This is a genomic window from Pseudomonas sp. St386 (genome assembly GCF_018325865.1).
Taxonomy (GTDB): Bacteria; Pseudomonadota; Gammaproteobacteria; order Pseudomonadales; family Pseudomonadaceae; genus Aquipseudomonas; species Aquipseudomonas brassicacearum.
Map to the genome: position 1 here is coordinate 1,290,517 of NZ_AP021900.1, position 22,973 is coordinate 1,313,489.

At 60.8% G+C, this 22,973-nt stretch carries 22 protein-coding genes; 15 read left to right on the forward strand and 7 right to left on the reverse strand.

Annotation, left to right across the window (positions count from 1 at the left end; translation table 11 throughout):
- Window positions 1-62: 62 nt before the first annotated feature.
- Together KI235_RS05565 and ccsA are read right to left on the reverse strand one after the other, a co-directional pair.
- Entirely contained in the window at window positions 63-1,304 is a 1,242-nt protein-coding gene (locus KI235_RS05565; RefSeq protein WP_003198082.1) for a CNNM domain-containing protein, read from the reverse strand.
- Between the two features lie 12 nt (window positions 1,305-1,316).
- The gene (gene ccsA / locus KI235_RS05570; protein ID WP_003198083.1) at window positions 1,317-2,129 is read right to left on the reverse strand and encodes a cytochrome c biogenesis protein CcsA; all 813 of its coding nucleotides are present in this window, start codon (window positions 2,127-2,129) and stop codon (window positions 1,317-1,319) included.
- 206 nt (window positions 2,130-2,335) lie between these two features.
- Between ccsA and ffh the strand changes: the two genes are divergently transcribed.
- The 11 genes from ffh (at window position 2,336) to KI235_RS05625 (ending at window position 12,869) form a co-directional block, all read left to right on the forward strand.
- The gene (ffh, locus tag KI235_RS05575; protein ID WP_003198085.1) at window positions 2,336-3,712 is read left to right on the forward strand and encodes a signal recognition particle protein; all 1,377 of its coding nucleotides are present in this window, start codon (window positions 2,336-2,338) and stop codon (window positions 3,710-3,712) included.
- A 251-nt stretch (window positions 3,713-3,963) separates the two neighbouring features.
- Complete coding sequence (gene rpsP / locus KI235_RS05580) at window positions 3,964-4,215, forward strand: 30S ribosomal protein S16 (protein WP_003198088.1); 252 nt, start codon at window positions 3,964-3,966, stop codon at window positions 4,213-4,215.
- A gap of 5 nt (window positions 4,216-4,220) precedes the next feature.
- Window positions 4,221-4,757 (forward strand): ribosome maturation factor RimM, encoded by a 537-nt coding sequence (gene rimM / locus KI235_RS05585; protein ID WP_003198090.1) that lies wholly within the window; start codon window positions 4,221-4,223, stop codon window positions 4,755-4,757.
- On the forward strand, window positions 4,739-5,512 hold the full coding sequence (gene trmD, locus KI235_RS05590) for a tRNA (guanosine(37)-N1)-methyltransferase TrmD (protein WP_170845966.1): 774 nt from the start codon (window positions 4,739-4,741) through the stop codon (window positions 5,510-5,512). Before rimM ends, trmD begins: the two co-directional genes overlap by 19 nt.
- Window positions 5,513-5,557: 45 nt before the next feature.
- Complete coding sequence (gene rplS, locus KI235_RS05595) at window positions 5,558-5,908, forward strand: 50S ribosomal protein L19 (protein ID WP_003175895.1); 351 nt, start codon at window positions 5,558-5,560, stop codon at window positions 5,906-5,908.
- Between the two features lie 132 nt (window positions 5,909-6,040).
- Window positions 6,041-6,937: a site-specific tyrosine recombinase XerD gene (gene xerD, locus KI235_RS05600; protein WP_003198093.1), complete on the forward strand. Its 897-nt coding sequence runs from the start codon at window positions 6,041-6,043 to the stop codon at window positions 6,935-6,937.
- A 285-nt stretch (window positions 6,938-7,222) separates the two neighbouring features.
- Window positions 7,223-7,954, forward strand: a complete 732-nt coding sequence (locus KI235_RS05605; protein WP_003198095.1) for a DsbC family protein — start codon at window positions 7,223-7,225, stop codon at window positions 7,952-7,954.
- A 132-nt stretch (window positions 7,955-8,086) separates the two neighbouring features.
- A complete protein-coding gene (locus tag KI235_RS05610) occupies window positions 8,087-9,391 on the forward strand; it encodes a homoserine dehydrogenase (RefSeq protein ID WP_003198098.1) in 1,305 nt (434 codons plus the stop codon).
- 105 nt (window positions 9,392-9,496) lie between these two features.
- Entirely contained in the window at window positions 9,497-10,906 is a 1,410-nt protein-coding gene (gene thrC, locus KI235_RS05615) for a threonine synthase (RefSeq protein ID WP_212795585.1), read from the forward strand.
- A 120-nt stretch (window positions 10,907-11,026) separates the two neighbouring features.
- Window positions 11,027-12,397 (forward strand): transporter substrate-binding domain-containing protein, encoded by a 1,371-nt coding sequence (locus KI235_RS05620; RefSeq protein ID WP_013692360.1) that lies wholly within the window; start codon window positions 11,027-11,029, stop codon window positions 12,395-12,397.
- Window positions 12,398-12,581: 184 nt separating this feature from the next.
- Complete coding sequence (locus KI235_RS05625) at window positions 12,582-12,869, forward strand: DUF3509 domain-containing protein (RefSeq protein WP_003198105.1); 288 nt, start codon at window positions 12,582-12,584, stop codon at window positions 12,867-12,869.
- 483 nt (window positions 12,870-13,352) lie between these two features.
- On the opposite strand, the gene KI235_RS05630 is transcribed toward KI235_RS05625, so the two are convergent.
- Window positions 13,353-14,552 (reverse strand): CaiB/BaiF CoA-transferase family protein, encoded by a 1,200-nt coding sequence (locus tag KI235_RS05630; RefSeq protein ID WP_003198107.1) that lies wholly within the window; start codon window positions 14,550-14,552, stop codon window positions 13,353-13,355.
- Window positions 14,553-14,699: 147 nt separating this feature from the next.
- On the opposite strand from KI235_RS05630, the gene KI235_RS05635 reads away from it, so the two are divergent.
- The 3 genes from KI235_RS05635 (at window position 14,700) to KI235_RS05645 (ending at window position 18,395) form a co-directional block, all read left to right on the forward strand.
- A complete protein-coding gene (locus KI235_RS05635) occupies window positions 14,700-15,242 on the forward strand; it encodes a YaeQ family protein (RefSeq protein WP_003198109.1) in 543 nt (180 codons plus the stop codon).
- A gap of 89 nt (window positions 15,243-15,331) precedes the next feature.
- On the forward strand, window positions 15,332-17,041 hold the full coding sequence (gene recJ, locus KI235_RS05640) for a single-stranded-DNA-specific exonuclease RecJ (protein ID WP_003198111.1): 1,710 nt from the start codon (window positions 15,332-15,334) through the stop codon (window positions 17,039-17,041).
- Between the two features lie 247 nt (window positions 17,042-17,288).
- Window positions 17,289-18,395, forward strand: a complete 1,107-nt coding sequence (locus tag KI235_RS05645; RefSeq protein ID WP_003198112.1) for an NADH:flavin oxidoreductase/NADH oxidase — start codon at window positions 17,289-17,291, stop codon at window positions 18,393-18,395.
- Between the two features lie 202 nt (window positions 18,396-18,597).
- Here KI235_RS05645 and KI235_RS05650 read toward each other — a convergent pair whose 3' ends face one another.
- Window positions 18,598-20,226, reverse strand: coding sequence for a glucan biosynthesis protein D (locus KI235_RS05650; RefSeq protein WP_013692362.1), 1,629 nt, complete (start codon window positions 20,224-20,226; stop codon window positions 18,598-18,600).
- Window positions 20,227-20,587: 361 nt separating this feature from the next.
- Here KI235_RS05650 and KI235_RS05655 point away from each other — a divergent pair, with 361 nt between their 5' ends.
- A complete protein-coding gene (locus tag KI235_RS05655; protein ID WP_003198116.1) occupies window positions 20,588-20,773 on the forward strand; it encodes a hypothetical protein in 186 nt (61 codons plus the stop codon).
- A gap of 45 nt (window positions 20,774-20,818) precedes the next feature.
- Here KI235_RS05655 and KI235_RS05660 read toward each other — a convergent pair whose 3' ends face one another.
- The 3 genes from KI235_RS05660 to KI235_RS05670 form a co-directional block, all read right to left on the reverse strand.
- Complete coding sequence (locus tag KI235_RS05660) at window positions 20,819-21,118, reverse strand: type II toxin-antitoxin system RelE/ParE family toxin (RefSeq protein WP_003198117.1); 300 nt, start codon at window positions 21,116-21,118, stop codon at window positions 20,819-20,821.
- Entirely contained in the window at window positions 21,081-21,344 is a 264-nt protein-coding gene (locus KI235_RS05665) for a ribbon-helix-helix protein, CopG family (protein WP_003198119.1), read from the reverse strand. The genes KI235_RS05660 and KI235_RS05665 overlap by 38 nt, the downstream gene beginning before the upstream one ends.
- A gap of 146 nt (window positions 21,345-21,490) precedes the next feature.
- Window positions 21,491-22,915 (reverse strand): gamma-aminobutyraldehyde dehydrogenase, encoded by a 1,425-nt coding sequence (locus KI235_RS05670; RefSeq protein WP_003198121.1) that lies wholly within the window; start codon window positions 22,913-22,915, stop codon window positions 21,491-21,493.
- Window positions 22,916-22,973 lie beyond the last annotated feature (58 nt).

Sequence of the window (22,973 nt, forward strand, 5' to 3'; positions counted from 1 at the left end):
TTTTTGTGGCGAGGGGATAAATCCCCTCGGCACAACTGTGTTTTACCTTGAGCCTGGGGGATTCAGGAAGCCGTGGGCACCGAACTGTTATGCCACGCCAGCACCTGGCTGACACGGTTGTCCACGGTCTCGATGATTTCCAGTCGATAACGACCGATCTTCAGGCACACCGGGCTTTCGGGGATGGTTTCCAGGGCTTCGGTCACCAGCCCGTTGAGGGTCTTGGGGCCGTCGCAAGGCAGATGCCAGCCAAGGGTCCTGTTCAATTCGCGGATCGACGCCGCGCCATCGATCATCAGGCGACCATCGGGCTGGGGGTGCACGTGGGGGTTGTCGAGGCTGTGCTCGCTTTCGAATTCGCCGACGATTTCTTCGAGGATGTCTTCCAGGGTGACGATACCCAGCACTTCGCCGTATTCGTCCACCACCATGCCCAGGCGCCGCTGCTGCTTGTGGAAATTCAGCAATTGCAGTTGCAGTGGCGTGCTTTCAGGGACGAAGTAGGGCTCGTGGGAGGCGGCCAGTAGCGCTTCCTGGGTCAGGCTCGCATCCGCCAGCAAATGACGGATCTGGCGCGTGTTGAGCACCGCTTCGACCTGGTTGATGTCGCTGTGGAACACCGGCAGGCGGGTGCGACGGTTCAGGCGCAGCTGTTCGATGATCTCGCCGATGGGGTCGTCGAGGTTGATTCCGTCGACCTCGCTGCGGGGCACGAGGATATCGTTGACGGTGATGTTGTCCAGGGCGTGGATGCCGGAAATCGGATGCAGTCGGCTGCTGCCGTGCTCAGGTTCGTGCTCGCTGCGCGGTGGCGCGGGCATTTCGTCGTCGCTCTGTTGCACCATGCTGGCTTTGCGCGCAAAGGGGCGCAGCAACAATTGGCTGGCACCATTCAACAGCCAGGCAAACGGATAGAGGATCTTCAACGGTATGCCAAGCAAGGCGTTGCCCAGCGCCAGCACCGCTTCGGGCTGGCGGGTGGCCAAGGTGCGCGGCAGGTAGTCGGCAAATACCAGCAGGGCGGCGCTGGTGCCGAGCCAGGCTACCCAAGGGCCGTTTTCCAGCCAGGTAAAAATCGCCAGCAAGGTGCCGATGACCACGGCCAGGGTGCGACAGAGGGTATTGCACAGGATCAGGCTGGCCAGCGGGAATGTCAGCGTTGCCAGCGGTTTGTCACTGGCGCGCGAGGCCGTGCGCTGGGCCAGCAGGTGCTGCTGGGCGGCTTCGATGGCGGTGAACAGGGCCGACCAGAGGATCAGCACCACGAGCACGGCAAACAGCGGCGCCACGGGCAACGTATCCATCAGGGCCGTCCGTCACACATGCAGGATGTATTCGCGAACCAGCTTGCTGCCGAAGTACGCGAGCATCAGCAGGCAGAAACCAGCCAGGGTCCAGCGAATCGCCTTGTGGCCGCGCCAGCCGAGGCGGTTGCGGCCCCACAGCAGCACGCTGAAGACTATCCAGGCCAGGCAGGCCAGCAGGGTCTTGTGTACCAGGTGCTGGGCGAACAGGTTCTCGACGAACAGCCAGCCGGAGATCAGCGACAGCGACAGCAGGCTCCAGCCGGCCCAGAGGAAGCCGAACAGCAGGCTTTCCATGGTTTGCAATGGCGGGAAATTGCGGATCAGTCCGGACGGGTGCTTGTTTTTGAGCTGGTGGTCCTGCACCAGCAGCAGCAAGGCCTGGAACACCGCGATGGTGAACAGGCCATAGGCAAGGATCGACAGCAGGATATGGGCAAGGATGCCCGGCTCTTCGTCGATGATCTGCACCGTGCCCGACGGCGCGAACTGCGCCAGCAGCACCGTGGCCAGCCCCAGCGGGAACAGTAGCACCAGCAGGTTTTCCACCGGGATGCGCGAGCAGGCCAGCAGCGTCAGGGCGATCACGGCGACGGCGATCAGGCTGGCGGCGTTGAAAAAGTCCAGGCCCAGGCCGATCGGCGTCATCAGGTGGGTATAAAGGCTGGCCGCGTGGCCGAGCACCGCCAGCACGCCAAGCGTGACCAGCAGGCGTTTGTTCGCCTTGGCGCCGGTGGCCAGGCGGGTGCCTTGATAGAGGGTCGCAGCGGCATAAAGGCAGGCGGCGGCGAGCGTGGCAAGCAAGCTGGGTGACAAGGGGAGCATAAATCCTGTTAGGCAAGCCCGAAAGGCGCTGAGTTTGGCATAGAACCCCCTCCGCACGAAAGACCACAGCAACTGACAGTAAGGTGTACGTAGCCCGCTTCTTCGCTATAATCCGCGACCTGCCCACGCCGCAGGCTCGCCGAGCACATTTTTCACGGTCTGGGCCGCCATTATCCCGGTCTCATCTGGGCCTGAAAGGATCGCGCATGTTTGAAAACCTAACCGACCGTCTCTCGCAGACGCTGCGCCATGTCACCGGCAAGGCGAAACTGACCGAGGACAACATCAAAGACACCCTGCGCGAAGTGCGCATGGCGTTGCTCGAAGCCGACGTCGCCCTGCCGGTGGTCAAGGACTTCGTCAATTCGGTCAAGGAACGCGCCGTCGGCACCGAAGTGTCGCGCAGCCTGACACCGGGCCAGGCGTTCGTGAAGATCGTCCAGGCCGAACTCGAAAGCCTGATGGGCGCCGCCAACGAAGACCTGAACCTGAGCGCCGTACCGCCAGCGGTGGTGCTGATGGCTGGTCTGCAGGGCGCGGGCAAGACCACGACAGCCGGCAAGCTGGCGCGCTTCCTTAAAGAGCGCAAGAAGAAGTCGGTGATGGTGGTGTCGGCGGACATCTACCGTCCGGCGGCGATCAAGCAACTGGAAACCCTGGCCAACGACATCGGCGTGACGTTCTTCCCGTCCGACCTGAGCCAGAAGCCGGTGGACATCGCCCAGGCGGCTATTAAAGAAGCAAAACTGAAATTCATCGACGTGGTCATCGTCGATACCGCCGGTCGCCTGCACATCGATGAAGAAATGATGGGCGAGATCAAGGCGCTGCATGCCGCGATCAACCCGGTGGAAACCCTGTTCGTGGTCGATGCCATGACCGGCCAGGACGCGGCCAACACCGCCAAGGCGTTCGGTGATGCACTGCCGTTGACCGGCGTGATCCTGACCAAGGTCGACGGTGACGCCCGTGGCGGTGCCGCGCTGTCGGTACGCGCCATCACCGGCAAGCCGATCAAGTTCATCGGTATGGGCGAGAAGAGCGAAGCGCTCGAGCCGTTCCACCCCGAGCGTATCGCTTCGCGCATCCTCGGCATGGGGGACGTGCTCAGCCTGATCGAGCAGGCCGAACAGACCCTCGACAAGGACAAGGCCGACAAACTGGCCAAGAAGCTGAAGAAGGGCAAGGGCTTCGACCTCGAAGACTTCCGCGACCAGCTGCAACAAATGAAGAACATGGGCGGCCTTGGCGGCCTCATGGACAAACTGCCGAACATCGGTGGCGTGAACCTGGCGCAGATGGGCAATGCCCAGGGTGCGGCTGAAAAGCAGTTCAAGCAGATGGAAGCCATCATCAACTCCATGACCCCGGCCGAGCGCCGCGACCCTGAGCTGATCAGCGGTTCGCGCAAACGCCGTATCGCCATGGGTTCCGGCACCCAGGTGCAGGACATCGGTCGCTTGATCAAGCAGCACAAGCAGATGCAGAAGATGATGAAGAAATTCTCCGCCAAGGGCGGAATGGCCAAGATGATGCGCGGCATGGGCGGTATGTTGCCCGGCGGCGGCATGCCGAAAATGTAAAGAATCTGCGCCGGCTGTCATGTCGGCGTTGCCCCGCACGGATGCGGGGATCTCCAGCAAACCCGCGCTACGCGGGAGCTGACTTGCCGTTTTTCATGACGGCTCTATGGCAAATCTTGATCGCATGGCGCCAGGCGCCGGAAAAAGACATTTGCAAAAGTCCGGATATTCCTTAGAATATGCGGCCTTTCGGGCACCTATGCCCGCTGTGCATTTAGATTTGCAGCACCGACTACAGGAACGATGTTCACATGCTAACAATCCGTCTTGCCCTTGGCGGCTCCAAAAAGCGCCCGTTTTACCACCTGACCGTAACCGACAGCCGCAACCCGCGTGACGGTTCCCACAAGGAACAGGTTGGTTTCTTCAACCCTGTTGCCCGTGGTCAGGAAGTACGTCTGTCCGTGAACCAAGAGCGCGTAGCCTACTGGCTGAGCGTTGGTGCACAACCTTCTGAGCGCGTTGCTCAGTTGTTGAAGGAATCGGCTAAGGCTGCGGCCTGAGCAATATGAACGCGACGCCAAAAGATGCTGATGATTTGATCGTTGTCGGCAAGATCTACTCTGTACATGGCGTTCGCGGCGAAGTGAAGGTGTATTCCTTTACTGATCCGATCAAGAACCTGTTGGACTACAAAACCTGGACGCTCAAGCGCGAAGGTAGCGTGAAACAGGTGGAGCTGGTCAGCGGACGCGGGAACGACAAGTTCCTGGTCGCGAAGCTCAAGGATCTCGATGATCGTGAAGAAGCGCGTCTTCTGGCCGGTTATGAGATCTGCGTGCCGCGCAACCTGTTCCCTGAACTGACCGACGGCGAGTACTACTGGTACCAGCTGGTGGGTCTGAAGGTCATCGACCACCTCGGGCAATTGCTCGGGAAAATCGATCACCTGCTCGAGACCGGTTCGAACGATGTCATGGTGGTCAAGCCTTGCGTCGGCAGCCTGGATGATCGCGAACGCCTGTTGCCCTATACCGAGCAATGCGTGTTGGCCGTCGACCTTGCCGCAGGCGAGATGAAGGTGGAATGGGATGCGGATTTCTAAACGTGGCTAACTTGCGCGTTGAAGTCATCACATTGTTTCCCGAGATGTTTTCCGCCATCAGCGAGTACGGCATAACCAGCCGCGCGGTGAAACAGGAGCTGTTGCAGCTCACCTGTTGGAATCCGCGGGACTACACCACGGATCGACATCACACTGTGGACGATCGCCCGTTTGGCGGTGGTCCGGGCATGGTGATGAAGATCAAGCCCCTGGAAGATGCGCTGGTTCAGGCCAGGACGGCAGCCGGGGAGGGTGCGAAGGTGATCTACCTGTCGCCCCAAGGTCGCCAACTGACTCAGTCGGCGGTACGCGAGCTGGCGAATTCGGATGCATTGATCCTGATTGCCGGCCGTTATGAAGGCATTGACGAGCGTTTCATTGAAGCTCATGTCGATGAAGAGTGGTCGATTGGCGACTATGTACTGTCTGGCGGCGAGCTGCCGGCGATGGTCCTGATCGATGCGGTTACACGACTGCTGCCTGGAGCTTTAGGGCATGCAGATTCCGCTGAGGAAGATTCCTTTACGGATGGTCTGCTGGATTGCCCGCACTACACCCGACCGGAGGTGTATGCGGATCAGCGTGTTCCCGACGTGTTGCTAAGTGGCAACCACGCGCACATCCGGCGTTGGCGTTTACAGCAGTCCCTTGGTCGGACCTATGAACGACGCGCCGATCTTCTGGAAAGCCGCTCGCTTTCTGGAGAAGAGAAGAAGCTGCTCGAGGAATACATCCGCGAGCGGGACGATAGTTAACAACGTATCGATGGTGAGTCCGACGACTTGCCTTAGGAGCACAGCATGACTAACAAAATCATCCTTGCACTCGAAGCAGAGCAGATGACCAAAGAAATCCCTACCTTTGCCCCAGGCGACACCATTGTCGTTCAGGTGAAAGTGAAGGAAGGCGACCGTTCCCGTCTGCAAGCGTTCGAAGGCGTCGTTATCGCCAAGCGTAACCGTGGCGTGAACAGTGCATTCACCGTTCGTAAAATCTCCAACGGTGTTGGCGTAGAGCGTACTTTCCAGACCTACAGCCCGCAAATCGACAGCATGGCTGTCAAGCGTCGCGGTGACGTACGTAAAGCCAAGCTGTACTACCTGCGTGACCTGTCGGGTAAAGCAGCTCGCATCAAGGAAAAACTGGCTTAAGTCCAGCTTCCGATGCAAAAAAAGCAGCCTGCGGGCTGCTTTTTTGTTGCCTGCGATTTGCTCTTTGAGCACCCTGCATAGCTTCATTTGCCATTTTGATGCTGTGTGTGCCCGCATCCTTCAAGAGTTTTTATGCCAGCCATCGATCATCCGCTGATAGACCAGTTTCTCGACGCCCTGTGGCTGGAGAAGGGCCTGTCCGATAACACCCGCGATGCCTATCGCAGTGACCTGGCGCTGTTCAACGGTTGGCTGCAGGAAAACCACCTGGAACTGATCAATGCCGGCCGGGAGCTGATCCTCGATCACTTGGCGTGGCGCCTGGAGCAGAACTACAAACCGCGCTCGACGGCGCGGTTTCTCTCCGGCCTGCGTGGGTTCTATCGCTATTTGCTGCGGGAAAAGCTGATCGCGGTGGACCCGACCTTGCGCGTGGAAATGCCGCAATTGGGGCGTCCATTGCCCAAGTCCCTCTCGGAAGCCGATGTGGAAGCGCTGCTGGCGGCGCCCGACCTCAGCGAAGCCATCGGTCAGCGCGACCGGGCCATGCTGGAAGTCTTGTACGCCTGCGGCCTGCGGGTCACCGAGTTGATCAGCTTGACGCTGGAGCAGGTCAACCTGCGCCAGGGCGTGCTGCGTGTGATGGGCAAAGGCAGCAAGGAGCGCCTGGTGCCGATGGGTGAGGAAGCGATCGTCTGGGTCGAGCGCTACATGCGCGATGCCCGCCACGAACTGCTGGGCGGGCGCCCCAGCGACGTGCTGTTCCCCAGCCTGCGCGGCGAGCAGATGACCCGCCAGACCTTTTGGCACCGGATCAAGCACCAGGCCAAGGTGGCCGGGATCAATAAATCCCTCTCGCCCCACACCCTGCGCCATGCCTTCGCCACGCACCTGCTCAACCACGGCGCCGACCTGCGGGTGGTACAGATGCTGCTCGGCCACAGCGACCTCTCCACCACCCAGATCTACACCCACGTCGCCCGGGCACGGCTGCAGGACCTGCATGCCAAACACCACCCTCGCGGTTGAATGAAATCCCCTGTGGGAGCGAGCTTGTGGGAGCAAGGCTTGCCCGCGATGAACGATAACGCGGTGTAGTTGTTACACCGCGGCGCGGCCATCGCGGGCAAGCCTTGCTCCCACAGGACAGCTCCCACAGAAAAGCCTGCATCAATCTTCAAAGCGTCTTGCATCAGCGGCATTCGGTCACGCGGGCCTTATGTGGTAGGCTTTCCCGGTTTGCACAGTGGGCGGTTGGAACCCGAATCTGCGGGTCGGCGTTTCCCGTCTCATTTGTTCGCCTCAGGAGTCCCCATGCGTTTGATCCAGATGTTCACCGCCGCCGCCATTGCGCTGGCCAGTACCTTTGCCATCGCCGACGACGCGGCCGACAAGGCTATCCGCAAGAGCCTGGAAAACCTTCAGCTCGAAGTGCCGATCGAAACCATCTCGGCCAGTCCCATGGCCGGCCTGTATGAGATCAAGCTCAAGGGCAGCCGCGTGCTTTACGCCAGCGCCGACGGTCAGTACATCGTCCAGGGCAACCTGTTCGAGCTCAAGGACGGCAAGCCGGTCAATCTCACCGAGATGACCGAGCGCCAGGGCATTTCCAAGTTGATCAACGGCATTCCAGTCGCTGAAACCGTGGTCTATCCGGCGATTGGCGAAACCAAGTCGCACATCACCGTGTTCACTGACACCACCTGCCCGTATTGCCACAAGCTGCACGCCGAAGTGCCGGAGCTGAACAAGCGCGGCATCGAAGTGCGCTATGTTGCGTTCCCGCGCCAGGGCCTGGGCTCGCCGGGCGATGAGCAGTTGCAGGCGGTCTGGTGCTCCAAGGACAAGAAAGCGGCCATGGACAAGATGGTCGATGGCAAGGAAATCAAGGCCGCCAAGTGCGAGAACCCGGTTTCCAAGCAGTTCGCCCTTGGCCAGTCCATTGGAGTGAACGGCACGCCGGCCATCGTTTTGGCTGACGGCCAGGTGATTCCGGGCTACCAGCCGGCGCCACAAGTCGCCAAACTGGCCCTGGGCGCAAAATGATCATGGGCGATCCGCTTCTGAAGATCACGGCTCGGCGAAAACCTTCGTCGGGCCGTTAAACACAAAGTCGCGTTGCTGCGCGGCTGTATTTCACGGCCGACCTTGCGTCGGCCGTTTCATGGGGAGTCAAGAGTGAATCCGGTCAAAGTAGGCATCTGTGGGTTAGGTACCGTCGGTGGCGGCACCTTCAACGTACTTCAGCGCAACGCCGAGGAAATTGCTCGTCGTGCCGGGCGTGGGATCGAAGTGGCACAAATTGCCATGCGCACGCCAAAGCCTCAGTTCCAGACGACCGGTATTGCGATTACCAACGATGTCTTCGAAGTGGCCACGAACCCTGAGATCGACATCGTCATAGAGCTGGTCGGCGGCTACACCGTTGCCCGTGAGCTGGTACTCAAGGCCATCGAGAATGGCAAGCATGTGGTCACCGCGAACAAGGCGCTTATCGCTGTTCACGGTAATGAAATTTTCGCCAAGGCCCGCGAGAAGGGCGTGATCGTGGCTTTCGAAGCCGCCGTGGCCGGTGGCATCCCGGTGATCAAGGCGATCCGCGAAGGCCTGTCGGCCAACCGCATCAACTGGGTCGCGGGGATCATCAACGGCACCGGCAACTTCATCCTCACCGAGATGCGCGAGAAGGGTCGCACCTTCGAAGACGTGCTCGCCGAAGCCCAGGCCCTGGGCTACGCAGAGGCTGATCCGACGTTCGACGTGGAAGGCATCGACGCAGCGCACAAGCTGACGATCCTGGCCTCCATTGCGTTCGGCATTCCGTTGCAGTTCGACAAGGCCTACACCGAAGGCATCACCAAGCTGACCACCGCTGACGTGAACTACGCCGAAGCCTTGGGCTATCGCATCAAGCACCTGGGCGTGGCGCGCAGCACCGCCAACGGCATCGAGCTGCGCGTGCACCCGACCTTGATCCCGGCCGATCGCCTGATCGCCAACGTCAACGGCGTGATGAACGCGGTGATGGTCAACGGCGACGCCTCCGGCTCGACGCTGTTCTACGGCGCCGGTGCGGGCATGGAGCCGACGGCCTCCTCGGTGATCGCCGACCTGGTGGACGTGGTTCGCGCCATGACCTCGGACCCGGAAAACCGTGTGCCACACCTGGCCTTCCAGCCAGACTCGCTGTCGGCTCACCCGATTCTTCCGATCGAGGCATGCGAAAGCTCCTACTACCTGCGCATCCAGGCCAAGGACCATCCAGGTGTGCTGGCCCAAGTGGCGAGCATCCTTTCGGAACGCGGCATCAACATCGAGTCGATCATGCAGAAGGAAGTCGAGGAACACGACGGCCTGGTGCCGATGATCCTGCTGACCCACCGTGTGGTCGAGCAGCGCATCAACGACGCGATTGCGGCGCTGGAAGCGCTCCAGGGTGTCGTTGGCCCGGTGGTCCGTATCCGCGTCGAACATTTGAATTAATTTAGCGGCAAGCGGTAAGTTGCAGGCTGCGAACGAAGGCAAACTTGCCTTTGAGTGTGTCGCCTGCAGCTTCAACGCTTGAAGCCCAAACCGAAGGTTTGCCCCATGCGCTATATCAGCACCCGCGGCCAGGCACCGGCCCTGAATTTCGAAGATGTCCTCCTGGCCGGCCTGGCCACGGACGGCGGTCTCTATGTGCCGGAAAACCTGCCGCGCTTCACCCAGGAAGAAATCGCTTCCTGGGCCGGCCTGCCGTATCACGAGCTGGCGTTCCGGGTCATGCGCCCGTTCGTCACCGGCAGCATCCCGGACGCCGATTTCAAGAAAATCCTCGAAGAGACCTATGGCGTCTTTTCCCACAACGCCATCGCACCGCTGCGTCAGCTCAACGGTAACGAATGGGTCATGGAGCTGTTCCACGGCCCCACCCTGGCGTTCAAGGACTTCGCCCTGCAATTGCTCGGTCGCCTGCTGGACTACGTGCTGCAAAAGCGTGGCGAGCGTGTGGTGATCGTCGGTGCCACTTCTGGCGACACCGGTTCGGCGGCCATCGAAGGCTGCAAGCATTGCGAGAACGTCGACATTTTCATCCTGCACCCGCACAACCGGGTTTCGGAAGTGCAACGTCGGCAGATGACGACGATTTTCGGCGATAACATCCACAACATCGCCATCGAAGGCAACTTCGATGACTGCCAGGAAATGGTCAAGGCCAGTTTCGCCGACCAGAGCTTCCTCAAGGGCACGCGGCTGGTGGCGGTGAACTCGATCAACTGGGCGCGGATCATGGCCCAGATCGTTTATTACTTCCACGCGGCCCTGCAATTGGGCGGCCCGGCCCGCTCCGTGTCGTTCTCGGTGCCGACCGGCAACTTCGGCGATATCTTCGCCGGCTACCTGGCGCGCAACATGGGTCTGCCGATCAATCAATTGATCGTCGCCACCAACCGCAACGACATCCTGCACCGCTTCATGAGCGGCAACCAGTACGTCAAGGAAACCCTGCACGCCACCCTGTCGCCGTCGATGGATATCATGGTGTCGTCGAACTTCGAACGCCTGCTGTTCGACCTGCACGGTCGCAATGGTGCGGCGATTGCCGGCCTGATGGACAGCTTCCGCCAGCGCGGCGGTTTCAGCGTCGAGCCTGAGCGCTGGACCGAAGCCCGCAAGTTGTTCGACTCCCTGGCCGTGGACGATGAGCAGACTTGCGAAACCATCGCCGAGGTGTTCGAGCAGAGCGGTGAGTTGCTCGATCCGCACACGGCCATCGGTGTCAGGGCCGCTCGTGAGTGCCGTCGTAGCCTGGACATCCCGATGGTGATCCTGGGCACGGCTCACCCGGTCAAGTTCCCGGAAGCCGTGGAGAAAGCCGGTGTAGGAAAAGCGCTTGAACTACCTGCACATCTTTCTGATTTGTTTGAGCGAGATGAGCGTTGCACCGTGTTGCCCAACGACTTGAAGGCTGTGCAGGCCTTTGTCAGCCAGCATGGCAACCGCGGCAAGCCGCTCTGAGCGCGTAAACCTGTCACATTTTGAAGCCCGTCTCCTGACGGGCTTTCTTGTTTCTGCATGCCAAACTGGTCGGGTTTTCGCCCTTGGAGGAACGGGCGAGTCATCTCGAAGGAAATGCAGATGTCGTTTTTTAGCAAAGGCAAGCCAGCCTTGGGCTGGGTAATGGGCCTGGCCCTGATGTACTGGGCGCAAGGGGGCGATGCGGCGCAGTTGGCGGCTTTCGAAACGCCGCCGTTCAATCCTGGCGAGCGGCTGGTATTGGATGCGCAGGAATTGAAGTGGATCAAGGATAACCCCCGCGTCATCGTGGCCACGATGCAGTTTCCGTTGTACCTGTTCAAGGATGAGCTGGGGCAGTGGAGCGGTCTGAACCACGACATTCTCCAACGCATTACGCAAATGACGGGCCTTGAGTTCGTGCATCGGGAGTCGTTCTCCCCCGGCGAGTTGCTGACGCTGCTGGAAAACAGCGAAGCCGACATGACAACCCTCCTGGCGATGAATGATGAACGCAGGGATTTCCTGAGTTTCAGCCATGCATTTGGTGGCTCGGGCTGGGTATTTGTTGGCCGTGACGGAGAATCGATCCTCCATTCGCTGGAGCAGCTGGAAGGGAAGGTCCTGGCGTTGCCGGCGCGGCATGCCTTGGAAGCGGAGATCAGGCGCGACTACCCGGCCATCAAATTGCGCACGACCAAGACCTATGGCGAAGCGCGGGCATTGGTCGAGAGCCGGGAAGCCTATGCCACCATCGAAAATGAAACCGGGGTGCATCTCTATCCGGCGGGTCAATTGCAAGTAGGCAGGGGCCTGGAGGGCAAGTGGGAACCCGATTACCTCGCGGTACGCCAAGACCTGACCGTGCTGCTGGGTATCTTGAATAAAGCGCTGGAAGCCTTCCCGGCCAAGGACATGCGCGCGCTGCGTTCCAAATGGGTGGCCGGTATCACACCCGTCCAGGCGCCATCGATCTGGGAGCGGGTGTCCCGCTGGGGTTACTGGTGCGTGGTCGTGGTCGTGGTGTTCGGCCTCCTGTCCCTGCTATGGAACCGCCGCCTGCAGATACAGATCGATCAGCGCCTCAAGGCCGAGGCGATCCTCAAGGACCAGTTGATGCTCCAGCGGGCCTTGATGGATGCCATTCCCGACCCGATTTTCATCCGGGATCTGGAAGGGCGCCTGATCATGTGCAACAAAAGCTACGAGGACCAGTTTGCGACCCGCTTCGAAAAGCTGCGGGGCACGCGGCTGACAGATTCGGCGGCATTCCCACCGGCCACCGCCGAGTTGCTCCATGGGGAGGTGATGGAGCAATTGCGCACCGGCCAGTCTCGGTTCGTCGACCGGCAATTGATGTTCAGCAGCGGCTTGCGGGAAATCTATCATTGGTCGGTACCCTTTTATGGAGCCGACGGGCAGTTACGCGGCATTCTGGGGGGCTGGACCGATGCCGGGCGTCGGTGGCGCCGTTGCGACAAGTTGATGGCCTGACGCCGACCGTCACCACGCCAAGGTTTCAAGAAAAGGCTGTTGTTTGCCTGTCATATTGGGCGCGCATGCTCGGTTGAACAGGTTGAAGGCGTGCCGGTTCGGTGCGCTGACGAACTTTCTGCTGCGGCTCACGGTCACTTACTGTGAACATGCAGTTGTTTTCGGACTATTGAAGGGTGAGCGAATGGAAAGTATCAGCCTATTGCTGGGTGAGGCTTTGAGCCCGTATCAGGTCACGCTGACTCCCTCCGGCGCCAAGGGCGAATGCCTGGTGACGCTGAAGAATGCCTCCGGGGCCATCATGGTCGAGCGAGTGTTCAATCAGGCCCAATTGACCGACAAGCGTCAGTTGACGGATGTGGTCGATGGCCTGCATCGCGATGTGCTGATTGCCGAGGGGCGCCTGGAGCCCTGTGTGATTGCGGCGCTGCGCAATCTGGCGCGCGACAAGGTCATGGTCGGGGCGAATTGACTGGGGTTTTGTGGGAACCTTCCTACGTCCTGATGAGTCAGACTCTTTACCAACAAGAGCGAGCATTGTGCTCCGGTGCTTGTCGCTTGTTGTACGGACCATGAGTGGTCACGTTTAACCCCGAGTCGTCTCCCCACTTCTCGGGGTTTCTTTTTGCCTGGCTTTTGTGGTTTTAGCGTGGTTTGTCAGGTGTTGGCGCCGTTGTGGGAGCAAAGCTTGCTCGCGAGGCGGCCTGACAGCCGGCCTGGTTCTCCCGGTCGTACACCCATCAGATCTGTTTGAGCAGGACCTGTGGGAGCAAAGCTTGCTCGCGAGGCGGCCCGACAGCCGGCCTGATTCTCCCGGATGAAGCCAAGCTTAATGTGGGAGCGAGCTTGCTCGCGATTGCGGTGTGTCAGTCAGCATCAAATCGATTGAACGGACGCTATCGCGAGCAAGCTCGCTCCCACAGTTTGATCTTCAGTGACTGCCCGTTGCGGTGTGTCAAATGGCCCCGTCACTGCGCAGCTTGGCGATCTGCTGTGCATCGTAGCCAAGTTCGCCGAGCACTTGTGCGTTGTGTTCACCCAGCGCCGGCCCGACCCATTCGGAGGTGCCCGGGGTGTCGGAGAGCTTCGGTACGATCCCCGGCATCTTGAATGCCTTGCCGTCGGGCAACTTGGCCTGCAGGAACATTTCACGGGCCAGGAACTGCGGGTCGCTGAACATATCCTCGGCGCTGAAGATCCGACTGGCCGGCACTCCGGCCTGGTTCAGTTGGTCGATAACGCTGTCGAGCGGCAGCGAGTTGACCCAGCGATCGATGACGCCGTACAGCTCGTCACGGCGGCTGTCACGGCCATCGTTGCTGGCCAGTTGTGGGTCATTGGCCAGGTCGTCACGGCCGATGATCTGCATGAAGCGCTTGAAGATCGCGTCGCCGTTGGCCCCAATCTGCACGTGCTTGCCGTCAGCGCTGGTGTGGATGGACGAGGGGGTGATGCCGGGCATGATATTGCCGGTGCGCTCGCGGATGAAGCCGAACACGTCGAACTCCGGCACCATGCTTTCCATCATGGCGAAAATCGCCTCGTACAAGGCCACGTCCACCACTTGCCCGGTTCCGCCATTGATCTCGCGGTGACGTAGGGCCATCAATGCGCCGATCACGCCCCAGAGCGCGGCGATGGAGTCGCCGATGGAAATCCCGGTGCGCACCGGCGGGCGGTCTTCGAAGCCGGTGATGTAGCGCAGGCCGCCCATGGACTCGCCCACCGCACCAAACCCCGGTTGATCTTTCATCGGCCCGGTCTGGCCGAAGCCCGAAAGCCGCACCATCACCAGTTTCGGGTTCAGTGCGTGCAATACATCCCAGCCCAGGCCGAGCTTTTCCAGTACGCCGGGGCGGAAATTCTCGATCAGGATATCGGCTTCGCCAATCAGTTTTTTCAGGATCGCCAGGCCTTCAGGGTGCTTGAGGTTCAAGGTCAGGGACTTCTTGTTGCGAGCCTGGACGAACCACCACAGCGAGGTGCCTTCGTACAGCTTGCGCCACTTGCGCAGGGGGTCGCCGCCGTCGGGCGATTCGACCTTGATGACTTCGGCACCGAATTCACCGCAGATGCGCGAGGCGAAGGGCCCGGCGATCAAGGTGCCGAGTTCGATGACTTTGACACCGGCAAGGGGTTTGGCAGTAAGCGACATGACAGATCCTGTAGGACAAAGGCAGAACGAATAGAGCGTTTTATCATAGGCCAAGGTCAGTCGCCGCAGGTTGATGGTCGGCAATTCGTGGATTGCCCGCGTCATCGGTTAGACTTGCCGCCTTTCCTCGTATCAAGAAGCCCGTTCATGGCCCAGCCGTCCACGACTTACAAGTTTGAACTGAACCTCACCGATCTCGACCGCAATGTGTATGAGAATGTGAAGCAGACCATCGCCCGCCACCCTTCGGAAACCGAAGAGCGCATGACTGTGCGCCTGCTGGCTTACGCGTTCTGGTACAACGAGCTGCTGGCGTTTGGTCGTGGTCTGTCAGACGTCGACGAGCCTGCGCTGTGGGAAAAAAGCCTGGATGACCGTGTGCTGCACTGGATCGAAGTCGGCCAGCCGGATGCCGATCGCCTGACCTGGTGCTCGCGCCGGACCGAGCGCACCAGCCTGCTGGCTTACGGCAGCCTGCGGGTCTGGGAAGGCAAGGTGATCCCGGCGGTCAAGAACCTGAAAAACGTCAACATCGCCGCGGTGCCCCAGGAAGTGCTAGAAACCCTGGCCCAGGACATGCCCCGGGTGATCAAGTGGGATGTGATGATCAGCGAGGGCACGATTTTCGTGACCGACGACCGTGGCCAGCATGAAGTCCAGCTGCAATGGTTGCTGGGCGAGCGTGGTTGAGCCATTGACCCGGTATTGAATGAGCCATTGTGGGAGCGAGCTCTCCTTGCCACAATCTTCACGATTTCCAGAGAAAACTTTGTCACCCCATGCGCATAGAACCCCGCCAACTGCCCGACACCCTGCCATTCCTCGGTGACCTGCCGCCCCTGTTGACCCGCCTGTACGCAGCGCGTGGCGTGCAGTCCGAGGCTGAACTGGACAAGAGTCTGGCGCGCTTGATTCCCTTCCAGCAGCTCAAGGGGATCGACGCCGCGGTGGATCTGCTGGTGACGGCGCTGGAGCAACGCCAGCGCATCCTGATCGTGGGCGACTTCGATGCCGATGGCGCGACCGCCAGCACCGTGGGCATGCTCGGGCTGCGCCTGCTCGGTGCGGCCCATGTCGATTACCTGGTGCCCAATCGCTTCGAATATGGCTACGGGCTGACCCCGGAAATCGTCGAAGTCGCCCTGGCTCGCGAACCGCAGTTGCTGATCACTGTGGATAACGGTATTTCCAGCGTGGAAGGCGTGGCGGCGGCGAAAGCGGCGGGACTTCAGGTGCTGGTCACCGACCACCACTTGCCCGGCCTCGAGCTGCCGGCAGCCGATGCCATTGTCAATCCGAACCAGCCGGGCTGCGAGTTTCCGAGCAAGGCCTTGGCCGGTGTCGGCGTCATTTTTTATGTGCTGATGGCCCTGCGGGCGCGTCTGCGCAGCCTGGGGTGGTATGCCAGCACACCTCAGCCGAACATCGGCGAATTGCTCGACCTGGTGGCCCTGGGCAGCGTGGCCGACGTGGTGCCCCTGGACGCGAATAACCGGATCCTGGTGCATCAGGGCCTGGAACGGATTCGCGCCGGACGTGCCCGGCCCGGCATCAAGGCTATTCTGGAAGTGGCCAAGCGCGATGCGTCACGGATTACCTCCACCGACCTTGGTTTTATCCTCGGGCCGCGTCTGAATGCGGCAGGGCGCCTGGACGACATGAGCCTGGGCATCGAATGCCTGCTCACCAACGATCCGGCCCTGGCGCGGGAGATGGCGGCGCAACTGGACGGCATGAACCAGGACCGCAAGTCCATCGAGCAGGGCATGCAGCGCGAAGCCCTGGCCCAGCTCAAGGACCTGCCGGTGGAGTCGATGCCATTCGGTTTGTGCCTGTTCGATCCGCAGTGGCACCAGGGGGTCATCGGCATTCTCGCCTCGCGAATGAAAGAGCGCTATTTCCGTCCGACCATTGCTTTTGCCGATGCCGGGGACGGTTTGCTCAAGGGCTCGGGTCGCTCGGTGCCGGGCTTTCACATTCGCGATGCGCTGAGCGTGGTGGCGGCGCAGCATCCCACCCTGATCAGCAAGTACGGCGGTCACGCCATGGCGGCGGGGCTGACGCTGCCGGAGGCTAATTTTCCGTTGTTCGCCGAAGCGTTCGATGCGGAAGTGCGCCGGCAGTTGCGCGAAGAAGACCTGACCGGCCGGCTGTTGTCGGATGGCACCCTGGCGGTGGAGGAGTTCCACCTGGAGCTGGCCCGGGCACTGCGCCACGCCGGCCCCTGGGGCCAGCATTTTCCTGAGCCGATGTTCCACGGCCTGTTCCAGTTGGTCGAACAGCGCGTGGTGGGCGAACGGCACCTGAAGGTCATCCTCAAGAGCGAGTGCGGCTCGGTGAAGCTCGATGGCATCGCCTTTGGCATCGACCGCGAGATCTGGCCCAACCCTACCGTGCGCTGGGTGGAACTGGCCTACAAGCTCGACCTCAACGAGTTCCGCGGCCAGGAAACGGTGCAGTTGATGATTGCCCATATCGAGCCGCGGTAGCCGATACGCCGATCGGCCTTTGTGGCGAGGGTCGCCTTAAGTGAACTGCAGTGCGCCACACCGTCGGTTTTTAAGTTCTGAACCCTCCGTCCTTGCGGGTTGTCGACTAGGCTCTAAGCACTGCTTGATAGCCCTTGTGACGTCTTGTCGAATTTTTTGCCCGCGGGGGCGGGTGTTGCACCTTTTGTCACTCGTCGACTTTTCAAACAGAACCCTGGAGCCTGCCCACTGATTCGAGAGGTGCCCCATGAGTCTGCTGCTGGAACCCTATACCCTTCGCCAATTGACCCTGCCCAATCGCATCGCGGTATCGCCGATGTGCCAGTATTCGAGCACCGATGGCCTGGCCAACGATTGGCACCTGGTGCACTTGGGCAGCCGTGCCGTGGGCGGTGCCGGCCTGGTGTTCACCGAAGCCACCGCCGTCACCGCCGACGGTCGCATCACCGCCCAGGACCTGGGGCTGTGGAATGATGAACAGATCGAACCCTTGCAACGCATCACCCGGTTCATCACCGCCCAAGGGGCCGTGCCGGGCATACAACTGGCCCATGCCGGACGCAAGGCCAGCACCTGGCGACCCTGGCTGGGCAAGCATGGCAGCGTAAAACCGGCGGACGGCGGCTGGGTTCCGGTCGGCCCGTCGCCGATTGCCTTCGACCCGCAACACACCCCGCCGGTGCAGTTGGACGAAGGGCAGATCGCCGATGTGATCCAGGCCTTCGTGGATTCGGCCAAGCGCGCCCTCACGGCCGGCTTCAAAGTGGTCGAGGTTCACGCTGCCCATGGTTATCTGCTGCATCAATTCCTCTCGCCGTTGAGCAATCAGCGCCGCGATCAATACGGCGGCTCGTTCGAGAATCGCATCCGCCTGGTGCTGCAAGTCACCGAAGCGGTGCGGGCCGTATGGCCTGAAGAACTGCCGGTGTTCGTTCGCGTTTCCGCCACCGATTGGGTCGAGGACGGGTGGAACCCGGACGAAACCGTGGAGCTGGCGCGGCGATTCAGGGCCCTGGGGGTGGATTTGATCGACGTGTCATCGGGTGGCACGGCGGCCAATGCGGAAATTCCCACCGGCCCGGGTTACCAGACACGCTTTGCCGAGCGGGTGCGCAAGGAGTCGGAAATCGCCACCGGCACCGTCGGCATGATCACCGAACCGGCCCAGGCCGAACACATCCTGCGCACCTGCCAGGCCGATATCATCTTCCTGGCGCGCGAATTGTTGCGCGATCCGTACTGGGCCCTGCATGCCGATGATGACCTGGGCGGCCGCAAGGCCACGTGGCCGGCGCAGTACCAGCGGGCAACGCATCGGGACCAGCCGATTCATGAGTCGGATTTGCGCGATTGAGTGTTTGGTAAAACAAAAAGCCCCGGTCGTCATTGGCCGGGGCTTTTTGTTTGTTTGAAAAAAATTGGTGCTTGTACCGGCCTCATCGCGAGCAGGCTCGCTCCCACAGTGGATCTGTTGTGTGGCGTGGATAGCGTTCACAACAAGGCTCAATGTGGGAGCGAGCCTGCTCGCGAAGGCGTCATCCCTGACGCAGCAGGGCTCAGGGATATTTGCGCTTATCCGGCGCTGGCGGGAAGTACTGGTACAACCAGGTCTCGCTCAAGGTGCGGTCCTTGGTGCGAATGAACAGGCGCATCTGCACCGGCTCCACACTGTCGTCGGTCGGGTACCAGTCGAAGGTGATGCGGTAGCCCTTGATTGCATCCATCACCAGCACGTTGAAGTCTTTCACTTCACCGTGGGAACAGGTCACCACCGGTTCGATGCCGGTGCCCGGCGGCAGTTGGTCGAGGCCGCCGCCGCTGAAGTCCACGGCAAAACGACGGGCCCAGACGGTCGGGTAATGCTCGCCCGGGGCCCAGCCTTCGATGAAACCGCCCATGCCTGAGCGGGTGGCGTCGACGTGGGCCAGGTCCGTGCTGACTGGCGGCAGCGCGCTCCAGTAGAGCTTGTAGCCATAGTTCAGCGAGTCGCCGGCGGCCACCGGTTTTTTCGGCGTCCAGAACGCGACAATGTTGTCCAGGGTTTCGCCGGTGGTAGGAATCTCCAGCAGGTCGACCGAGCCTTCGCCCCAGGCCGTCGTCGGCTCGACCCACAGGCTTGGGCGCTTGCTGTACCAGTCCACGGTGTCCTGGTAGCTGGCAAAGTCGTGGTCGGTCTGTACCAGGCCGAAACCTTTCGGGTCCTTGTCGGCGAAGGCGTTGAATTGCAGGGTGGCGGGGTTGTTCAACGGACGGCACACCCATTCGCCATTGCCGCGCCACATGGCCAGCCGGTCGGAATCGTGGATTTGCGGGTGAATGGTGTCGCACATGCGCCGTTCGACGGTGCCACAGCTGAACATGCTGGTCATGGGCGCGATACCCAGCTGCTCGATTGCGGTACGGGCATTGATGTGCGCGTCGATCTCCATCACCACCCGGGTCGGCTGGCAATCGATGTCAAACCGATAGGCACCGGTGGCGCTGGGGGAGTCGAGCAGGGCATAGACCACGAACCGGGTGCTGTTCTTTTCCGGGGTTTCGAACCAGAACTTGGTGAAGTCCGGGAACTCCTCACGCTTCTTCGCATAGGTGTCGATGGCCAGGCCGCGGGCCGATAGCCCGTACTGGCCGCTGGCATCCACGGCGCGGAAGTAGCTGGCCCCCAGAAACGAAACGATGTCGTGCCGGTCCAGCTCCGGCGCCTTGAAGACGCGGAAGCCGGCGAAACCCAGGTCACCCTTCAATTGCGCGGTGTTGACCGTGGTTTTCTGATAGTTGAACAGTTCCGGGCGGAAGTGCACCTCACGGGCCATACGCGTCTTCGGATCGACGCTGTACATGCGCACCGGCTGCTTGAAGCCCATGCCGACATGGAAGAACTGCGCATCCAGTTGCCGCCCGTCGAGGTCATTCCACAGCGAGTGGTTGACGTCGTACTGGATGGCGTTGAACTGCAACGGCGACATCTGGGCCAAGGTTTCTGGCAGGACTTGCTTGGTGTCGACATAGCGGCTCTCGGCCAGCCGCCGGGCTTGATCTTTCAAACCGTTGAAGTCGAAAGGACGGGCTTCGCCGTCGGCGGTCTGATCGGCGGCCCAGGCGCGTGCGGCCATGAGTCCGGAGGCCGATAGCCCAGTGTAGGCGGCGAAGGCCATGGAGGCCTTGAGCAGATTCCTGCGGTGCATAAATACAACCTTTCTCGAAACAGTCCCGAGCCGATCCTGGCAACAGAGACTGATAAGGGAGTTCGGACATGCCATTGGCCAAACGCGACGAACGTTAGAACAGATGCCTGAGAGCTGGATCGGTTCACCGAGGGGCAAAATCATAGGGGAAATACGGGCTTTGAGAGAAAGGAAAGCGTGGCTTGGTCAAATTTTCTTACAGTTATTTCTTTTTTTATGTCGATTCCGACTTTTTTTGACTAATTACTCTAAAACTCCCTTTTCACGCTTTGAATCCTCCCTATTCTTTAGCGTGATAGGCGATCTGGCCCGGATTCAGACGGCGCTATCAGGTCAACCTCGACGTAAAGAAGGACAACTCATGACAAAAATACAGGGCATTACCGAAATGCTGGGGATCTTTCCAGGCCTGACCAACCCGCGCAGGACACGCCGGCTCAGCCTGGAAGAATTGAGACTGGTAGAGCGCTATCGGGAGTTGTCGGAAAACGACCGCATCGCCATGCGCTATCTGGTGGATGCGATGCGCAGTGTTTCGCGGTTTTGAAGCGTGGCGCAGGTGAGCGGTCGGGGCGGGGAGCACCGGCCTACATCACTCCACCGACCAGTCCTGGAGGCGTTCGGTGCGCTGGTGCAGTATCCGCAGGACCTGCAGTTGTCCATGCTTGAGCCGGTAGGGGGCTACGAATGGGTAGCGCGTCAGTACCAGCTCTCGAATATCAGGAGCGACTGACGGACGCCCCGAGCCGGGAAAGCGTTGCAGTTGGCGCAGTGTCTCCAGGATGGCGCTGATGACATCATCGGCGCCTTCTGCACCGATGGCGCTTTGGTAATGTTCGTGGATCGAGTCGAGGTCACTCTGTGCTTTGTCGGTCAGTACGATGCTCGGCACGTTTTGCCCACTTAGCCTTCACGGCGTCCAGATCGGTCAGGTTTCCAGCGTCGGCATCGGCTATGCCTTCGCTGATGGCTTGCAGATGCCAGGATTCGGCCTCCACATATCGGACCAATGCACGCTTGAGGTGATACTGACGGTCGCGGTCGGTGGCGGCAGCCAGCAAGTCCAGCTGTTGGGCCAGACCTTCTTCCACACGAAAGGACAAAACGGGCGAGGCCATGGCTGATCTCCAGGGTGTATACGTTGTAGACACCCTAGGTGCTGCCAGGATTTCCGTCAACCGGCGAGCGTGCACCGATCGACGAAAACCTTAGCAGGACGAACGCAGGGCAAGCGCAGGCATGTGTTGCCAAGGTTGTCTTGTCGTCAATGCTTGAACATCACATGCCGCACTACCGTGTAATCCTCCAGTCCATACATGGACATGTCCTTGCCATAGCCGGAACGTTTCTGACCGCCATGGGGCATTTCGCTGACGAGCATGAAGTGGGTATTCACCCAGGTGCAGCCATATTGCAGGCGTGCCGACAGACGATGGGCTCGGCCGATGTCGGCGGTCCATACCGATGAGGCCAGGCCGTAGTCCGAATCGTTGGCCCACGCCAGCACTTGTGCCTCGTCGAGGAACGGCGTGACGGACACCACAGGCCCGAAGACTTCCCGACGGACGATTTCGTCATCCTGCTGGGCGTCGGCCAACACCGTCGGCTCGAAGAAGAACCCGTTGCCGTCCACGGCCTTGCCGCCGGTGATCAGGCGAATATGCGGCTGGGCAATGGCCCGTTCGACAAAACCGGCCACGCGGTCGCGGTGCTGGGCGGTGATCAGTGGGCCCATCTCGGTGTCTGGCGCGGTTTGCGGGCCGTACTTGATACTGCCCACCGCGGCGCCGAGCTTCTCGACGAACTGGTCGTAGATGCCTTGCTGGGCATAGATGCGGCAGGCTGCGGTGCAGTCCTGGCCGGCGTTGTAGAAACCGAAGGTACGGATGCCTTCCACGGCCGCGTCAATGTCGGCGTCGTCGAAAATGATCACCGGGGCCTTGCCGCCCAGCTCCATGTGCATGCGCTTGACGCTGTCGGACGTGCTGGAAATGATGTTCGAGCCGGTGGCGATGGAGCCGGTCAGCGACACCATGCGCACTTTCGGGTGGGTGACCAGCGGGTTGCCGACGGTTTGCCCACGACCGAATATCACGTTGAGCACGCCAGCTGGGAAAATTTCCGACGCCAGTTCTGCCAGGCGCAGCGCGGTCAGCGGAGTCTGCTCCGATGGCTTGAGCACCACGGTATTACCGGCGGCCAGGGCCGGGGCGATTTTCCAGGCGACCATCATCAACGGGTAGTTCCACGGCGCGATGGAGGCGATGACGCCCACCGGGTCGCGGCGGATCATCGAGGTATGCCCCGGCAGGTATTCACCGCCCGCCGAACCACTCATGCAGCGGCTGGCGCCGGCAAAGAAACGGAACACGTCAGCAATCGCCGGGATCTCGTCATTCAGTGCGGCGCTCAAGGGTTTGCCGCAGTTGTCCGACTCCAGCTTCGCCAGTTCCTCGCCGTGGGCTTCGATGGCATCGGCCAGCTTGAGCAGCAACAGCGAACGGTCCTTGGGCGGCACTTGCGACCAAGACTCGAAGGCGGTGTCGGCGGCGCGCACGGCGGCATCGACCTGGGCCTCGCTGGCTTCATTGATTTCCACCAGCACCCGGCCCAGCGCCGGGTTGAACACCGCTTGGCCAGGGCCTTCGCCGTTCACCAGGTGGCCGTTGATCAGCAGTTTGGTTTGCATAGCATTGTCCTCATCGAAGCAGTCTTGTGTCTGCTGGAACCGATCCCTGTGGGAGCGA

Bases quoted from the DNA above. Each gene is read 5' to 3' on its own strand.
- recJ (WP_003198111.1), top strand. From the start codon at position 15,332: ATGCGCATAGAACCCCGCCAACTGCCCGACACCCTGCCATTCCTCGGT.
- KI235_RS05565 (WP_003198082.1), bottom strand. From the start codon at position 1,304: ATGGATACGTTGCCCGTGGCGCCGCTGTTTGCCGTGCTCGTGGTGCTG.
- KI235_RS05665 (WP_003198119.1), bottom strand. From the start codon at position 21,344: ATGGCCTCGCCCGTTTTGTCCTTTCGTGTGGAAGAAGGTCTGGCCCAA.
- xerD (WP_003198093.1), top strand. From the start codon at position 6,041: ATGCCAGCCATCGATCATCCGCTGATAGACCAGTTTCTCGACGCCCTG.
- KI235_RS05670 (WP_003198121.1), bottom strand. From the start codon at position 22,915: ATGCAAACCAAACTGCTGATCAACGGCCACCTGGTGAACGGCGAAGGC.
- ffh (WP_003198085.1), top strand. From the start codon at position 2,336: ATGTTTGAAAACCTAACCGACCGTCTCTCGCAGACGCTGCGCCATGTC.
- thrC (WP_212795585.1), top strand. From the start codon at position 9,497: ATGCGCTATATCAGCACCCGCGGCCAGGCACCGGCCCTGAATTTCGAA.
- KI235_RS05620 (WP_013692360.1), top strand. From the start codon at position 11,027: ATGTCGTTTTTTAGCAAAGGCAAGCCAGCCTTGGGCTGGGTAATGGGC.
- KI235_RS05645 (WP_003198112.1), top strand. From the start codon at position 17,289: ATGAGTCTGCTGCTGGAACCCTATACCCTTCGCCAATTGACCCTGCCC.
- ccsA (WP_003198083.1), bottom strand. From the start codon at position 2,129: ATGCTCCCCTTGTCACCCAGCTTGCTTGCCACGCTCGCCGCCGCCTGC.
- KI235_RS05625 (WP_003198105.1), top strand. From the start codon at position 12,582: ATGGAAAGTATCAGCCTATTGCTGGGTGAGGCTTTGAGCCCGTATCAG.
- rimM (WP_003198090.1), top strand. From the start codon at position 4,221: ATGAACGCGACGCCAAAAGATGCTGATGATTTGATCGTTGTCGGCAAG.
- rplS (WP_003175895.1), top strand. From the start codon at position 5,558: ATGACTAACAAAATCATCCTTGCACTCGAAGCAGAGCAGATGACCAAA.
- KI235_RS05650 (WP_013692362.1), bottom strand. From the start codon at position 20,226: ATGCACCGCAGGAATCTGCTCAAGGCCTCCATGGCCTTCGCCGCCTAC.
- trmD (WP_170845966.1), top strand. From the start codon at position 4,739: ATGGGATGCGGATTTCTAAACGTGGCTAACTTGCGCGTTGAAGTCATC.
- KI235_RS05635 (WP_003198109.1), top strand. From the start codon at position 14,700: ATGGCCCAGCCGTCCACGACTTACAAGTTTGAACTGAACCTCACCGAT.
- KI235_RS05605 (WP_003198095.1), top strand. From the start codon at position 7,223: ATGCGTTTGATCCAGATGTTCACCGCCGCCGCCATTGCGCTGGCCAGT.
- KI235_RS05655 (WP_003198116.1), top strand. From the start codon at position 20,588: ATGACAAAAATACAGGGCATTACCGAAATGCTGGGGATCTTTCCAGGC.
- rpsP (WP_003198088.1), top strand. From the start codon at position 3,964: ATGCTAACAATCCGTCTTGCCCTTGGCGGCTCCAAAAAGCGCCCGTTT.
- KI235_RS05630 (WP_003198107.1), bottom strand. From the start codon at position 14,552: ATGTCGCTTACTGCCAAACCCCTTGCCGGTGTCAAAGTCATCGAACTC.